General features: G+C 63.4%; 8 protein-coding genes, 1 other RNA gene and 1 pseudogene. 2 read left to right on the top strand and 8 right to left on the bottom strand.

The window, feature by feature from the left end; genetic code table 11:
- Positions 1 to 50: 50 nt before the first annotated feature.
- The 7 genes from KUO17_RS17910 to KUO17_RS17880 all read right to left on the bottom strand — a co-directional run bounded on the left by KUO17_RS17910 (position 51) and on the right by KUO17_RS17880 (position 11,358).
- Positions 51 to 2,000, bottom strand: a complete 1,950-nt coding sequence (locus KUO17_RS17910; protein ID WP_217976865.1) for a hypothetical protein — start codon at positions 1,998 to 2,000, stop codon at positions 51 to 53.
- A 229-nt stretch (positions 2,001 to 2,229) separates the two neighbouring features.
- Positions 2,230 to 2,326, bottom strand: an RNA gene (ffs, locus tag KUO17_RS17905) — signal recognition particle sRNA small type.
- A 97-nt stretch (positions 2,327 to 2,423) separates the two neighbouring features.
- Positions 2,424 to 3,581 (bottom strand): zinc-binding metallopeptidase family protein, encoded by a 1,158-nt coding sequence (locus KUO17_RS17900; RefSeq protein WP_217976864.1) that lies wholly within the window; start codon positions 3,579 to 3,581, stop codon positions 2,424 to 2,426.
- 55 nt (positions 3,582 to 3,636) lie between these two features.
- The gene (gene ligA, locus KUO17_RS17895) at positions 3,637 to 5,997 is read right to left on the bottom strand and encodes an NAD-dependent DNA ligase LigA (protein WP_217976863.1); all 2,361 of its coding nucleotides are present in this window, start codon (positions 5,995 to 5,997) and stop codon (positions 3,637 to 3,639) included.
- 138 nt (positions 5,998 to 6,135) lie between these two features.
- Complete coding sequence (zipA, locus tag KUO17_RS17890; protein WP_217976862.1) at positions 6,136 to 7,005, bottom strand: cell division protein ZipA; 870 nt, start codon at positions 7,003 to 7,005, stop codon at positions 6,136 to 6,138.
- A 202-nt stretch (positions 7,006 to 7,207) separates the two neighbouring features.
- Entirely contained in the window at positions 7,208 to 10,696 is a 3,489-nt protein-coding gene (smc, locus tag KUO17_RS17885; protein ID WP_217976861.1) for a chromosome segregation protein SMC, read from the bottom strand.
- 2 nt (positions 10,697 to 10,698) lie between these two features.
- Positions 10,699 to 11,358, bottom strand: coding sequence for a GntR family transcriptional regulator (locus KUO17_RS17880; protein ID WP_217976860.1), 660 nt, complete (start codon positions 11,356 to 11,358; stop codon positions 10,699 to 10,701).
- 281 nt (positions 11,359 to 11,639) lie between these two features.
- Here KUO17_RS17880 and xdhA point away from each other — a divergent pair, with 281 nt between their 5' ends.
- The gene (gene xdhA / locus KUO17_RS17875) at positions 11,640 to 13,094 is read left to right on the top strand and encodes a xanthine dehydrogenase small subunit (protein WP_217976859.1); all 1,455 of its coding nucleotides are present in this window, start codon (positions 11,640 to 11,642) and stop codon (positions 13,092 to 13,094) included.
- Positions 13,087 to 15,486, top strand: a complete 2,400-nt coding sequence (xdhB, locus tag KUO17_RS17870; RefSeq protein ID WP_217976858.1) for a xanthine dehydrogenase molybdopterin binding subunit — start codon at positions 13,087 to 13,089, stop codon at positions 15,484 to 15,486. The genes xdhA and xdhB overlap by 8 nt, the downstream gene beginning before the upstream one ends.
- Before the next feature lie 68 nt (positions 15,487 to 15,554).
- On the opposite strand, the pseudogene KUO17_RS26740 reads toward xdhB, so the two are convergent.
- Positions 15,555 to 15,662, bottom strand: a pseudogene (locus tag KUO17_RS26740) (response regulator); the annotation flags it as partial.

Genomic DNA, 15,662 nt, shown 5'->3' with positions numbered 1-15,662 from the left:
ACCGATACAGCTGTTATCTTTCAGGACCTCGAAGTCGTCCACCCAGGCGATCAGTGGATAAAATTTTCGCGGAATTTCTGACTATCGTGATGCACGATCCAGTCAAGCACTTTATAAGGCACATAAAGCCGCTGCCTGGCGCGGGAAATGGCGATATAGACGGCGCAGATCCGCTGATCGAATTCATAGACGTCCTTGAACATCAACGTGGTGAGCAACCCCGGAGTAAGGAGCACATGATCGAACTCCATACCTCCGGCCTCTTCGGCCCTCAGCAGCGTGCAGCTTTTGCCAACCTCGCCTACCAGCGTGCTCATCCCAGTTATATCTGCCACCCTGAACCCTTTTTCCAGCTCGGCCTCCACCCATAGGAACGATTCGTCGAACGGGTTCGCGGCGCGTACCTGCTCCCAATCCGTCCACTCGCTGAAATACGGATGTGCTGTTTCCTTGCCCTGTTGGTGAAAGCGCGGATTGAACAAACCGACGGCTGTGGTCATGAAGCGCCAAAGACTCTTCTGTGCCTGGCTGGAGTGGAAACTGAACGGGCATTTCAGGTCGCGCAACTGAATAGCCCACTTCATCGTGTCCCACAAGGAAGCCGTGAGTACGACGCAATTCTCTGGCGGCGTGAAGGCTTGCGGATATTCCTCAATACCAACGTCGGCATGGCGAGTACCTTCGAAAGGTTCCTTGGTTTTCCTTGAGTGCCTGGAAATCAAAGGGTTGATCAGGTGCTCGATGTTGCGCCCCGAGCGCACGGAGAAGCCGACCGTGCTCTTTCGGACCGTTCGCGCACGGGCGGCGACGTCGTTGTCTCCGTGCTGGTACTCGTCCCCCAAGGTCACCAGTACCTGACGCCCACGCTCCAGAATTTGAAGCAAGGAGGCCGGAACATCCTGGCTTTCGTCGACCAGCACATGCGAGTAACGAGGCGACACTACGCAACCTTCCAGGCTAGCGCGCTTGATCATCAGCAACACTTCGAAGCCCGTATGGCGACCCCATACAGGGTTGGCCTGAAGGTAAGTCCACAATCGGCTCGAATACTCCAGCAGCGCCAGTTCGTCGGCGACAGACAGGGGTTTGTGCAGGCGAGGCATGTGTTTGGCCGACAAGGTGTAATCCCTTGAACGGCAATAGAGCTCCAGCATTCTCAAGCAGATATCCATCGTCGCCAGTGCAGTGTGCGACCCCACCCCGATGATGTTCAGCTCCTGGGCGAGCAATTGTTTACTCGGCCCCGCTCCTGCATTTGCCGGATGAGTGATTCGTCGCTGAAGCAGTACCCATGCGAACTTGCGGAACGTACTGCAGGTCAGCTCGCGGCTATTGCTTTGCATGCGCTTGCGCAGGATGGCGAGTTTTTCCTCGGTGTGGGCCAGTACCAGCGTTTTCTCCGGTTGCAAGCATTCGACCAGCGCTCCCATCAGGTGGCTTTTACCGATCCCGGCGTAACCTTGCACATGCAGGTGCTCGTCCAGGTTGGCTCTGAACGTCCTGATCAGGTGATCCTGCGCACCGCTCAACCAGCGCTCGTCGTGGCTCAGGGTTACCAATTGCCGGCGGAAGGGATGATGATGGCGGGCGTGGCGATATTTGTATTCGACATCCCACTTGCCGCTGGGCAACAGATATTCCTGGGCGGCGACTTCATCGGCCAGCAGAAAGCGTAGCTTCGACTTCTTGATCGCATCGATGCCGAAGTAGAGTTTGCCGGGGTCGAACAAGCGCTTTGCTTCGGGCAGCAACTTTGTTGATGTCGGGCCAGGGGCGTCCGCCGCCCAATCCAGCAGTTTGACAAGAATTCGCTCAACGGCTGCCGGCGCGAGGTCCTTTTCCGCGACCTGTACAAGGTTCTGAATGACCAGCAGTGCGGCCAGCTCCGGATCTGTCAAAGCATCCAGTGCGTCCTTAGAGGCCTCGAGCAAGCGTGCACAGGTGTCTTCTGCGATGGGCAGGAACAATGGAGTGGAAAGATCAAAATGTTCCGGTTGCATATAACCCCGCTACTTAACGCTCAAGAAACATAACCCCACTCCTGGTCATGGATTTTATCGACTTCGAAGTGACTGAGGCAGTAGGAATGGATTGAGGGGTATCACTGTCGAGACTGGCGTTAGAATGCGGCAATGGACGCACCACCCAGGTGTACCTAAGCACTGTCACGTTTCGAGATTTTTGAGCGATAGATCCTCGAGAATTCAAGGACTTGCGTTATGGAGGCAACCCCACCAGCCACACCCCGGCACACAATGTTCCCGCTGTGGCTGCTCCCTTCCGGGCCTGACCAGGTTAACGGGTAATCGTTGCGGGGGGACCGATGGGGTCACCATAACGACGCTCGCCTGGCAGCGAGCGGGGCCATTGTACCGGTCTGACGCGAAGTTACAACCTCTGCGCCATGAAAAAACCATATGGGCTCAAGGACTTGTGATTTCCTCCAGCCCATCGCCCTGGATCACGCGGTGGATGAAGTGCAGCTTGGCCACCACCGGCGCACTCAGCACGAAGGGGTAGAAATCGGTCTGGCCCATGCTGCGCGACAGTTCGTTGAGCATCGCCGACAGCTCGACCCAGGCATTGATGAACGCCAGGAACGCCGGTGCCCCCGCATGCTCGGGCTGGTACAGGCTGCGTGCATCGAAGGGTGGGTAGTCCAGGTCCATGGCCGAGCCGTCCATGCCCAGCGCCAGCGCGGTGTCGACCGCGTCGGTCATGTGCAGGTAATGCGCCCAGGTCTCGGCCCAGTCTTCCCAGGGGTGCATGGTGGCGTAGGCGCTGACGTGGGCAGCGGCCCAGTCCAGCGGTGCACCCTGCTGATAGTGGCGCTCCATGGCCTGGGCATAGCTGGCGCGTTCGTCGCCGAACAGCCGGCGAAAATCTTCCAGCCAGGGGCTGTTGGCGACCAGCCTGTCCCAGTAGTAATGGCCGATCTCGTGACGCAGGTGGCCAAGCACGGTGCGGTAGGGTTCCTGCAACTGCACGCGCATTTGCTCGCGCCAGTCGTCGTCGGCTTCGCGGATGTCCAGGGTGATCAACCCACCGGCATGGCCGGTGGTGGGCGCGTTGCCGGCGATGTCGACGCCGATGAAGTCGAAGGCGATGCCCTCGCCGCCCGCAACCTGCTTGGGCTGGACCGGCAGGCCCAGGTGCAGCAGTTGCGCCACCAGGCGCCGCTTGGCAGTCTCCAGCTTGCGCCAGCGCAGGTGATTTTCGCTGAACGACAGGTCGGGGATGGTGCGGTTGAGGCGGCAGGCCAGGCAGAACGCGTGCGGGTCGTCAGCGTTCAGCAGCCAGTTGCAGGCGGCAGGCGTGTCGAGGTTGGCGCAGCGCTTGAGCGCGCCAAGTTCGGGCTGGCCGTCCAGGTGCCATTGGCCAGCAACAGGAGCGGGCAGCAAGGTGCCGATGTGGTGGGTGTCTGGCCAATAGCCCAGCGACGCCTGGCAGGCCAGGCACTGGCTGTTGCGAAAGAACACGGACTGCCCGCACTCGCATTGCCACACGCGCGTGCTGCGTCGCGCCTGGCCGACAAACGGCGCGGCGATACGCGCGACGAGCTGTTCGAAGAATGGGTACATGGGGCCACCTCCTGGCTGAGGCCTAGACTACACCATGTGTATGACAGGGCTGGGGCTATACCTGGACCGCGATGCCCTGCTCCGCCAGAAACGCCACAAACGCATCCTCATCCAGCACCTTGAGCCCCAACTCGTTGGCCTTGGCCAACTTGGAGCCAGCCCCCGGCCCCGCCACCACGCAATGGGTCTTGGCGGACACCGAGCCCGCCACCTTGGCGCCCAGGCTCTCCAGCTTGTCCTTGGCCACATCGCGGCTCATGCGCTCCAGCGAGCCGGTCAGCACCCAGGTCTGGCCCGCCAGCGGCAAGCCCTGCGCCACCTTTTTCTCGCTCTCCCAGTGCATGCCGAACGCACGCAACTGCGCTTCGACATCGCGCGCAAGCTGCTGGTTGGCCTCGATCAGGAAGAACTCGCGCACCGCGTCAGCCTGCTTGGCCGCCAGCGCCTGGCGCAAGTCGATGCCATCGGCCGCAATGATGCGCTCCAGCGTCTCAAGCTTGGCCACCAGCTTCTCGGCACCGGTCGGGCCCACCGAAGGAATGTCCAGCTTGGCCAGCATGCCCGCCAACGTGGTGCTGGCGGCGAATTCGGCCGCCAGCTCGCCCTCCTCCTGCAACTGCAAGCCACGCTCGAGCAACTGCTCGATGACCTTGCGGTTGTGGTCGTCTTCGAAGAAGTTGTGGATCTCGTGCGCCACTTCCAGGCCGATGTCCGGCAGGTAGGTCAGCACCTGCGGCAAGGCCACCATCACCCGCTGCAGCGACCCCAGCGAGCGCGCCAGCACCTTGGCGGTCTCCTCGCCTACATCCGGGATGCCAAGGGCGTAGATGAACCGTGCCAGGCTGGGGCGCTTGCTGTTGTCGATCGCTGCGAGCAGCTTGTTGCTGGAAACCTCGGCAAAACCTTCCAGGTCGACGATGTCTTCGAATTTCAAACGGTACAAATCTGCCGGCGAGGTGATCAGGCCTTCATCGACCAACTGCTCGACGCTCTTCTCGCCCAGCCCTTCGATGTCCATGGCACGCCGCGAGACGTAGTGAATGATCGCCTGCTTGAGCTGCGCACGGCACGCCAGGCGCCCCACGCAACGGTACACCGCACCCTCGCTGACGGTCTCCTTGCCCTTGCTGCGCTTGACCAGTTGCGTACGCTCTACCTGCGAACCGCACACCGGGCATTCGGTGGGGATGTGCACCGGGCGGGCGTCGGCCGGGCGGCGCTCGGTGACCACCTGCATCACCTGCGGGATCACGTCGCCGGCACGCCGAATGATCACGGTGTCGCCGATCATCACGCCCAGGCGCGCCACTTCATCCATGTTGTGCAAGGTGGCATTGGCCACGGTAACGCCGGCCACCTTGACCGGCTTGAGCCGCGCCACGGGGGTGACGGCGCCGGTACGGCCAACCTGGAACTCGACGTCGAGCACTTCGGTCAGCTCTTCCATGGCCGGGAACTTGTGCGCGATCGCCCAGCGCGGCTCGCGGGCCCGAAAGCCCAGTTCGCGTTGCGACGCCAGGCTGTTGACCTTGAACACCACGCCATCGATCTCGTAGGGCAAGGCGTTGCGCCGCTCGCCGATATCGCGGTAGTAGTCCAGGCACTCCTTGATGCCGGCGGCGTGGCGCAGCTCGCGGCTGATCGGCATGCCCCAGCCCTTGAGCTTCTCGAGAATGCCGATATGGGTGTCGCCTACCGGCTCGGAGACCTGCCCCAGGCCATAGCAGCAGAACTCCAGCGGACGGCTGGCGGTGATCTTCGAGTCCAGTTGGCGCAAGCTGCCGGCCGCGGCATTGCGCGGGTTGGCGAAGGTCTTGGCGCCGAGCGCGGCCTGGGCGGCATTCAAGCGTTCGAAGCCGTCCTTGCTCATGAACACTTCGCCGCGCACTTCCAGCACCGCCGGCCAGCCCGTGCCTTGCAACTTCAGCGGCACGTTGCGAATGGTGCGCACGTTGACGCTGATGTCTTCACCGGTGGTACCGTCGCCACGGGTGGCGCCCTGTACCAGCAGGCCGCCGCGGTACAGCAGGCTGACCGCCAGGCCGTCGAGCTTGGGTTCGCAGCTGTAGTCCACGGCGGCGCCCGCACCGAACAGGTCGCCGGCCGGCAGGTCGAGGCCCTCCACAACACGGCGGTCGAACTCGAGCAGGTCGGTTTCCTCGAAGGCGTTGCCCAGGCTGAGCATCGGCACTTCGTGACGAACCTGACTGAACGCCGACAGTGCTGCGCCCCCCACGCGCTGGGTGGGCGAGTCGGGCGTGACCAACTCGGGGTGCTCGGCTTCCAGGGCCTGCAGCTCACGGAACAGGCGATCGTATTCGGCGTCCGGCACGCTGGGCTCGTCGAGCACGTAGTAGCGGTAGTTGTGCTGGTCGAGTTCGGCGCGCAGTTCGAGGAGGCGGGTTTGGGCGTTCATCTAGGTCATCTCTTGCAAAGCAAAAGAGCAGCTCGGGGCTGCTCTTGGCGTTTTATTCCTCAGGGCTGCTGGGCAGCCTTCGCTGGCAAGCCAGCTCCCACAGGGTCGGGGCAACCTCTGTGGGCGTGTTCATTGCACTTAGCGCTTCTGGGTCAGCGCGCGGCGCTCGAATTCGACGATGCGCTGGCGGTAGTGCTCGATGGTCTGCGCGGTCATCACGCTGCGCTGGTCATCCTTGAGCTCACCGTTGAGTTCATGCGCCAGCTTGCGCGCCGCCGCTACCATCACGTCGAACGCCTGCTTGGGATGACGCGGGCCCGGCAGGCCGAGGAAGAAGCTCACCGCACGGGTGCTGAAATGGTCGATGTCGTCCAGGTCGAACACGCCCGGCTTGACCGCGTTGGCCATGGAGAACAGCACTTCGCCGTTGCCGGCCATGCTTTCGTGACGGTGGAAGATGTCCATTTCACCGAAACGCAGGCCGCTTTCCAGAATGTTCTGCAGCAACGCCGGGCCCTTGAAGCCACTTTCGTCACGGGAGATGACACTGATCACCAGCACTTCTTCGACCGGTGGCAGGTCTTTGCCTTCGCTGCTGCCAAAACCGGAATGCTTGGGGCTTTCGTCCGGGAAGTCATCGTCGGCATTGCCGAACAGGTCGGGCTCGCGCGGCTCTGCCGCCAGGTTAAGGTCGCCCTGCTGCGGTTCACTGCCACGCTTGTTGCGCCTGGACGCCTTGCCCACCTTCGGCTCGCGCTGCTCGCGGGCAGCACTCATCGACGGCAGGTCGTGCTCGTCGAGCTGCGGCTCCTTGTGGTCGTCAAGCACCCGCGGCGGGCCCAGCACTTCGGCGCTGGTCTCTTCGTCCGGCAGGTTGGAGAAGCTGCGGTCCAGACGGAATTTCAACTTGCCCTTGCCGCCGCGCATACGACGCCAGCCGTCAAAAAGAATGCCGGCAATGACTATGATGCCGATGACGATCAGCCACTCGCGCAGACCGATTTCCATGTAATCCCGTGCCTCTGTGAAAAATGCTGAAAAATAAAGGGTTTAAACCCCTTTAAAACGTGGCGCCAAGCCTATGTTCTGACAGGCGTTTTACCCACGCATAGAAAAATTTACATTAAGCTAGCACGACCAAAGATAACTTTACACCGTCTGTCGCAACTGACGGGGCTTTTGCTGCAAGATCGTGCGTCATATCCGTTTTTCAGGCGTCGACCATGGCCATCGCCTCCTCCACGTCCACCGCCACCAGGCGCGAGCACCCCGGCTCGTGCATGGTCACGCCCATCAGTTGATCGGCCATTTCCATGGCGATCTTGTTGTGGGTGATATAGATGAACTGTACGGTCTGACTCATCTCTTTGACCAAGCGCGCATAGCGTCCGACGTTGGCGTCGTCCAGTGGTGCATCGACCTCGTCGAGCATGCAGAACGGCGCCGGGTTCAATTTGAAAATGGCAAATACCAGCGCCAGGGCCGTCAGCGCCTTTTCACCGCCCGAGAGCAAATGAATGGTGCTGTTCTTCTTGCCCGGCGGGCGCGCCATGATCGTCACCCCTGTATCGAGTAGATCTTCGCCCGTCAGTTCCAGATAAGCGCTGCCACCGCCGAAAACTTTTGGGAAAAGTGCCTGCAATCCGGCATTTATCTGATCAAAGGTATCCTTGAAGCGGTTGCGGGTTTCCTTGTCGATCTTGCGAATCACGTTTTCGAGGGTGTCGAGGGCTTCTACCAGGTCGGCGTTCTGTGCATCCAGGTATTGCTTGCGCTCGGACTGCTGCTGGTATTCGTCGATGGCCGCCAGGTTGATCGCGCCCAGGCGCTGGATGCGTGCATCGATGCGCTCCAGCTCAAGCTCTGCCTCCTGCTCGCTGGCCTCGGACAGCAGAGTCGCCAGCACGCCCTCCAGGTCGTAGCCATCGGCCTGCAACTGCTCCTGCAAGGTCTTGCGTCGCACGCTCAGGCCCTGCCACTCCATGCGGTGCTGTTCCAGTTGGCCGCGCAGCAGCTGCGCCTGCTGCTCGGCGGCGCTGCGACGTTTTTCGGCCTCGCGCAGTTCACGGTCGGCCTCGTCCATGTGCAGGCGCGCCTGGCGCATTTCCTCGTCCACGCTCATGCGTTTTTCCAGCAACGCTTCGAGCATCAGGCGCAGCTCTTCGAGCGGCGCCTCGCCCTCTTCCAGGTTCAGGTTCAGCTGTTCGCGCTTTTCGTTCAGGCGCTCGGCCTGCAGTTCGAGGCGCTCCAGCGCCTGGCGGGTCGAATCGTGCTGGGCCCGCAGCGAACCCAGGCGCACCGCCAGCTGATGGGCGTGATCCTTGTGCTGGCGGGCCTCCTGGCGCACCCGATCGAGGCGTTCGCGCAGGTTGTCGCGCTGGGCCAGCAGGGCCTCGCGCTGCTCGGTGTCCTGGGCCATCAGGTCGAGCGCGTCCTGCAGGTGCAGGCGCGACTCGCCGAGGCTTTCATGCTCGATGGCGCGCTGCTCCAACAGCTCGGTCAATTCTTCTTCCAGGCGCTGACGGCGCAGCGTGAGCTGTTCGGCACGGGCCTTGCCGGCCGAGAGCCGGGCCTTGAGTTCACCTTGCTGGCGCGCTTCGTCCTGGGTACGACGGCGCAGTTGCTCGCGGCTGTCTTCGTGCACGCGCTGCTGCTCACGCCATGCCAGCAGTTGCTCTTCGAACAGTTCCAGCGCAGCTTCCTGTTCGAGGCGCTCAAGCCCCAGCCGCTCCAGCTCCTGACCGCGTGCCAGCACACCACCCTGGGCTTCGCTGGCACGGCTGACACGCAAGAAGTGCCGGCCCACCCAGTAGCCATCGCGGCTGATCAGGCTTTCGCCATCGGCCAACTGAGCGCGCAAGGCCAGCGCCTGCTCCAGGCTGTCGACCGGTGTTACCTGGCCCAGCCACGGCGCCAGGTCGACATGGCCCTGCACCTTGTCCAGCAGGCTGCCGGGCAAGCGCTTGCCACCACCGGCGGGCTGCAGCAGGCGCAGCTCGCCCTGAGTGAAGCCAGACAGCGCCAACCCGGCAAAATCGTCCACCAGCACCGCTTGCAGGTCGGCGCCCAGCACGGTCTCTACCGCCAGTTCCCAACCCGGCTCGACACGCAGGCCTTCGGCCAGCCGCGGATGCTGCTCCAGGCCCTGTTCACGCAGCCACTCACCGGTGCCGCTGCCGGGGTCCAGCGCAGCCTGCTGCAAGGCCTCCAGCGAGGCCAGGCGCCCGCCCAGGCGCTGCAACTCGCCCTGGGCCTGCTGCTGGGCCTGGGTGGCCTGCTGCAATTGCTCGCGCAGCGCATCCAGGCGCTCGACCACCTGCTGCTCTTCCAGGTGCAGCTCGTCCAGCAGCCGTTCGCTGCTGGCCAGTTGTTCGTTCAGTTCCAGGATCGCCGCGTCTTCAGGGTCGGCGCTCAGCTGATCACGCTCTTCGCCCAGCTTGCGCTGACGCTCCGATACCCGCTCCAGGCTCTGCTCCAGTTGCTGGATGCGCGACTGCTGCACTTCGGCCTGGCGGCGCGGTTCGGCCGAACGTGTATTGAAGGTGTCCCACTGCTCCTGCCACCCGTGCATGGTGGTCTCGGCTTCTTCGAGGGTCGCCGAGGCCTCCTCGGCGGCGGCCAGCGACATTTCCTGCTCGGGGGCAATCATCTCCAGCTCTTCGCCCAGCGTCGCCAGCAGCGTGCGGTCGTGGCCCAGGTGCGACTCGGTTTCCAGCCGCGCGCGCTCGGCCTCCTTGAAGTCATCCTGCAGCTGGCGCAGGCGCTGCTGGCCGTGCTGGATGTTCTGCTCGACCCGGGCGATATCGCCGCCGACCGAATAGAAGCGCCCCTGCACCAGGTTGAAGCGCTCTGACAGTTCATGGTGCCCGTCGCGCAGGCGCTCGATGCTCGCATCGGCATTGCGCTGCTCGGCCACCAGCGCCTCGAAGGCCACTTCCTGGTCGCCGATGATCGCCTCGCGCTGACCGACCTGATCGTTCAGGGCACGCCAGCGCAACGCCGCCAGCTGCGCCTTGAGCTGGCGCTCCTCGGCCTTGTATTCCTTGTACCGCTCGGCGGCCTGGGCCTGGCGATGCAGGCGTTCGAGCTGGCGCTCGAGCTCTTCGCGCAGGTCGGTCAGGCGCTCGAGGTTCTCGTGGGTACGGCGGATGCGGTTCTCGGTCTCGCGGCGGCGCTCCTTGTACTTGGAGATGCCCGCAGCCTCTTCGATGAAGTTGCGCAGCTCTTCGGGCTTGGCCTCGATCAGCTTGGAGATCATGCCCTGCTCGATGATCGAATAGCTGCGCGGGCCCAGGCCGGTGCCGAGGAAGATATCGGTGATGTCGCGTCGCCGGCACTTGGTGCCGTTGAGGTAATAGGTGTTCTGCGCGTCGCGGGTCACCTTGCGCCGTATGGAGATCTCGGCGTAGGCGGCATATTCGCCCACCAGGGTGTTGTCACTGTTGTCGAACACCAGCTCGATGCTGGCCTGACTGACCGGCTTGCGGCTGGTGGAACCGTTGAAGATGACGTCGGTCATCGACTCGCCACGCAGGTTCTTGGCCGAGCTTTCGCCCATCACCCAGCGCACCGCATCGATGATGTTGGACTTGCCGCAGCCATTGGGGCCGACCACGGCCGCCATGTTGCTGGGAAAGTTGACGGTGGTGGGGTCGACGAACGACTTGAACCCCGCCAGGCGAATGCACTTGAGGCGCATGCTCAGTCAGCGACCAGGGACGACAGCACCAGCGTGCAACTGCGCTCGCAATACACCGTGAGCACCTCGCGGATACGCGGCAGATCGCCCGCCACGACGGCTTCGAGCAACTGCGCAAACAGCACCAGGAAGTCTTCCATGTTGGCCTTGCGCTGGTCCAGCGCCAGGTAATAGGTGCGGCTCATGGCCGGTTGCAGGTTTTCGACGGTTTCCTGCAGGTACGGATTGTTGGCGAACGGATACGCCGCGCGCATCACGGCGAAGCTGTCTTCGACGAATGCCTTGATGTCCTGTTGCGCGCAGGCCGCCTGCAGGCGCTGCTGGATCACCAGGAACGGCGCCAGCTCTGCATCGGTGCGGCGGCTGGCAGCCACGGCGTTGCCCAGCAGGATGTACAGTTCGCTCATCAGTGTGCACAGGCTGCGCACGTTGTGCTCGTTGAGGGCCGTGACCTGGGCGCCGCGCCGCGGCAGGATGGTGACCAGGTGGCGCCGCTCGAGGATCAGCAATGCCTCGCGCACCGAACCGCGGCTGACATTCAGTGCCTGGGTGACCTTCTGCTCCTGGATGCGCTCGGCAGGTTTGAGCTCACCGCGGATGATCCGCTCGGCCAGGTAGTGGGCAATTTGCTCGGAGAGGCTGTCCGGCGCCTTGAACGTCATGGTTTTCCTTCAAAATCATTGAACTGTGTACAAGCGGCGATTGTAGCGCACTTGCCCGCCCCTCGCGCAGGGGCTGGGGCGGCTAAGTTGGCACGATTGAAGCAAAACAATCGTGACCTGAACGGGGTTCTATGCTGGAAAGAGAGGTGAAGTGAAGTCGACGGGATCGACACGCGGCAAAAGCTGACCCTTAGGTCAGAAAATCATTGACCAAAAAGTCAACTCTGCATACAGTCGCTTGCAGTCCGCTCAACAACAATAATTCGCTTGTGAGGCCTTCCGTGATCCAGTTTCTACTTAACCAGGAGCTGCGCAGTGAGCATGCCCTGGACCCCAACCTGACGGTACTCGAGTACCTGCGCGAGCACCTGGGCAAGCCCGGCACCAAGGAAGGCTGCGCCAGCGGCGACTGCGGCGCGTGCACCGTGGTGGTCGGCGAACTCGCCACGGGCGCGGATGGCCAGGAGCACCTGCGCTACCGCAGCCTCAACTCGTGCCTGACGTTCGTCTCGTCACTGCACGGCAAGCAACTGATCAGCGTCGAAGGGCTCAAGCATCAGGGCAAGTTGCACAGCGTGCAGCAGGCCATGGTCGATTGCCATGGCTCGCAATGCGGGTTCTGCACGCCGGGCTTCGTGATGTCGCTGTTTGCCCTGCAGAAGAACAGCGATGCGCCCGACCTGCACCAGGCCCAGGAAGCCCTGGCCGGCAACCTGTGCCGCTGCACCGGCTACCGCCCGATCCTGGCCGCCGCCGAGCAGGCCTGCTGCCAGTCGGTGCCAGACCAGTTCGATACGGCCCAGGCGCAGACCATCGCCCGCCTCAAGGCCATTGCGCCCACCGAAACCGGCGAGCTCAACAGCGGTGACAAGCGCTGCCTGGTGCCGCTGACCGTGGCCGACCTGGCCGACCTGTACGGGTCGCACCCCGAGGCCCGGCTGCTGGCCGGCGGCACCGACCTGGCACTGGAGGTGACGCAGTTCCACAAGACCCTGCCGGTGATGATCTACGTGGGCAACGTGGCCGAGATGAAGCGCGTCGACAGCTTCGACGACCGCCTAGAGATCGGCGCTGCCACCGCCCTCACCGACTGCTACGACGTGCTGAGCCGTGAGTACCCCGATTTCGGCGAGTTGCTGCACCGCTTCGCCTCGCTGCAGATCCGCAACCAGGGCACCCTGGGCGGCAACATCGGCAATGCCTCGCCGATTGGCGACTCGCCGCCCCTGCTGATCGCGCTCGGTGCGCAGATCGTGCTGCGCCGGGGCCAGAGCACCCGCACCCTGGCCCTGGAAGACTACTTCATCGATTACCGCATCACCGCGCGCCAGGAGAGCGAGTTCATCGAGAAGATCATCGTGCCACGCGCCAACCTGGCCTGGGCGTTCCGCGCCTACAAGGTGTCCAAGCGCCTGGACGACGACATTTCGGCGGTATGCGCCGCGTTCAACCTGCGCATCGACAATGGCGTGGTGGCCGACGCACGTATCGCCTTCGGCGGCATGGCAGCCATCCCCAAACGTGCCAGGGCGTGCGAAACCGCCCTGCTCGGCAAGCCGTTCAACCAGGCCGCCATCGAACGCGCCTGCCTGGCGCTGGGCGAGGACTTCACACCGCTGTCGGACTTCAGGGCCAGCAAGGAATACCGCCTGCTGGGTGCGCAGAACCTGCTGCGCAAGTACTTCATCGAACTGCAAACGCCGCACATCGAAACCCGGGTGACCGCCTATGTCTAACCATCCTCATGTCGCCAAGAGCCAGGCCGAGCTCGCCGAACTGTTCGCCCAGGGCCTGACCAGCGGGGTCGGGCGCAGCGTCAGGCACGACAGCGCCGACAAGCATGTGTCGGGCGAAGCCGTGTACATCGATGACCGCCTGGAGTTTCCCAACCAGTTGCACGTGTATGCACGCCTGTCCGACCGCGCCCACGCGCGGGTGCTGAGCATCGACACCGCACCGTGCTACGCCATCGAAGGCGTACGCATCGTCATTACCCACGAAGACATCCCGGGCCTGAAGGACATCGGCCCGCTGCTGCCGGGCGACCCGCTGCTGGCCATCGACACGGTGGAGTTCGTCGGCCAGCCGGTGCTCGCCGTGGCCGCCTGCGACCTGGACACCGCACGCCGTGCGGCGATGGCCGCAATCATCGCGTACGAAGACCTGGAGCCGGTGCTGGACGTGGTCGAGGCGCTGCGCAAGAAGCACTTCGTGCTCGACAGTCACACCCACCAGCGCGGCGACTCGGTCACCGCCCTGGCCAGTGCTCCGCACCGGGTGCAAGGCACCCTGCACATCGGTGGCCAGGAGCACTTCTACCTCGAAACCCAGATTTCCTCGGTGATGCCCACCGAAGATGGCGGCATGCTCGTGTTCTGCTCCACGCAGAACCCCACCGAGGTGCAGAAGCTGGTGGCCGAAGTGCTCGACGTGCCGATGAACAAGATCGTGGTCGACATGCGTCGCATGGGCGGCGGCTTTGGCGGCAAGGAAACCCAGGCCGCCAGCCCGGCCTGCCTGTGCGCGGTGATTGCGCGCCTGACCGGGCAGCCGACCAAGATGCGCCTGCCGCGGGTCGAGGACATGCTGATGACCGGCAAGCGCCACCCGTTCTACATCGAGTACGACGTGGGCTTCGACGACAGCGGCCGGCTGCACGGCATCAACCTGGAACTGGCCGGCAACTGCGGCTGCTCGCCGGACCTGTCCGCGTCGATCGTGGACCGCGCGATGTTCCACTCCGACAACGCCTATTACCTGGGCGATGCCACCGTCAACGGCCACCGCTGCAAGACCAACACCGCGTCCAACACCGCCTACCGCGGCTTTGGCGGGCCGCAGGGCATGGTTGCCATCGAAGAGGTGATGGACCGTATCGCCCGCCACCTGGCGCTCGACCCGCTGGCAGTGCGCAAGGCCAACTACTACGGCAAGACCGAGCGCAACGTCACCCACTACTACCAGACCGTCGAGCACAACATGCTCGAAGAGATCACCGCCGAGCTGGAAGCCAGCAGCGACTACCAGCAACGGCGCGAGTCGATCCGTCGCTTCAACGCCAACAGCCCGGTGCTGAAAAAGGGCCTGGCGCTTACCCCGGTCAAGTTCGGCATCTCGTTCACCGCAAGCTTCCTCAACCAGGCCGGTGCGCTGGTGCACATCTACACCGACGGCAGTATCCACCTGAACCACGGTGGCACCGAGATGGGCCAGGGCCTGAACACCAAGGTGGCGCAAGTGGTGGCGGAGGTGTTCCAGGTGGACTTCTCGCGCATCCAGATCACTGCGACCAATACCGACAAGGTGCCCAACACCTCGCCGACCGCCGCCTCCAGCGGCGCCGACCTGAACGGCAAGGCCGCGCAGAATGCGGCCGAAATACTCAAGCAGCGCCTGGTCGAATTCGCCGCGCGCCAGTTCAAGGTCAGCGAGGAGGACGTGGAATTTCGCAATGGGCACGTGCGCGTGCGCGACCAGATCCTCACCTTCGAGGCGCTGGTGCAGCAGGCGTATTTCGCCCAGGTATCGCTGTCCAGCACCGGCTTCTACAAGACCCCGAAAATCTACTACGACCGCAGCCAGGCGCGTGGCCGTCCGTTCTACTACTTCGCCTTCGGTGCGGCCTGCGCCGAGGTGATCGTCGACACCCTGACGGGCGAGTACAAGATGCTGCGCACCGACATCCTGCATGACGTGGGTGCCTCGCTGAACCCGGCCATCGACATCGGCCAGGTGGAAGGCGGGTTCATCCAGGGCATGGGCTGGCTGACCACCGAGGAACTGGTGTGGAACGCCAAGGGCAAGCTGATGACCAACGGCCCGGCCAGCTACAAGATCCCGGCCGTGGCGGACATGCCGGTGGACCTGCGGGTCAAGCTGGTGGAGAACCGCAAGAACCCGGAAGACACGGTGTTCCATTCCAAGGCCGTGGGTGAGCCGCCGTTCATGCTGGGGATTGCGCCGTGGTGCGCGATCAAGGATGCGGTGGCGAGCCTGGCGGACTATCGCGAGCAGCCGCAGATCGATGCACCGGCAACGCCGGAGCGGGTGCTGTGGGGGTGCGAGCAGATGCGCAAGGGGGTGGCGGACCGGGTAGCGGCTGCCGAGGTAGAGACAGTTACACCGTGAGTGCCGCCTTCGCTGGCAAGCCAGCTCCCACAGCCGCAAAACCTGTGGGAGCCTTGCTAGCGAAGCCGTCAGTTGACCAGTTGCAGGCGCGGTTTGGGAAACAGGTTGTCGAGGGTCTCGAGCAGGCGCACGTGGTAGATCGGCTTGCGAAACAGGTCCAGCACCTGCAGGCGCAG

It is taken from the genome of Pseudomonas aegrilactucae, assembly GCF_019168305.1.
In the GTDB taxonomy this organism is placed as follows: domain Bacteria; phylum Pseudomonadota; class Gammaproteobacteria; order Pseudomonadales; family Pseudomonadaceae; genus Aquipseudomonas; species Aquipseudomonas aegrilactucae.
This window is presented reverse-complemented; position numbering and strand designations above follow the sequence as displayed.

Bases quoted from the DNA above. Each gene is read 5' to 3' on its own strand.
- KUO17_RS17910 (WP_217976865.1), bottom strand. From the start codon at position 2,000: ATGCAACCGGAACATTTTGATCTTTCCACTCCATTGTTCCTGCCCATC.
- KUO17_RS17900 (WP_217976864.1), bottom strand. From the start codon at position 3,581: ATGTACCCATTCTTCGAACAGCTCGTCGCGCGTATCGCCGCGCCGTTT.
- ligA (WP_217976863.1), bottom strand. From the start codon at position 5,997: ATGAACGCCCAAACCCGCCTCCTCGAACTGCGCGCCGAACTCGACCAG.
- zipA (WP_217976862.1), bottom strand. From the start codon at position 7,005: ATGGAAATCGGTCTGCGCGAGTGGCTGATCGTCATCGGCATCATAGTC.
- smc (WP_217976861.1), bottom strand. From the start codon at position 10,696: ATGCGCCTCAAGTGCATTCGCCTGGCGGGGTTCAAGTCGTTCGTCGAC.
- KUO17_RS17880 (WP_217976860.1), bottom strand. From the start codon at position 11,358: ATGACGTTCAAGGCGCCGGACAGCCTCTCCGAGCAAATTGCCCACTAC.
- xdhB (WP_217976858.1), top strand. From the start codon at position 13,087: ATGTCTAACCATCCTCATGTCGCCAAGAGCCAGGCCGAGCTCGCCGAA.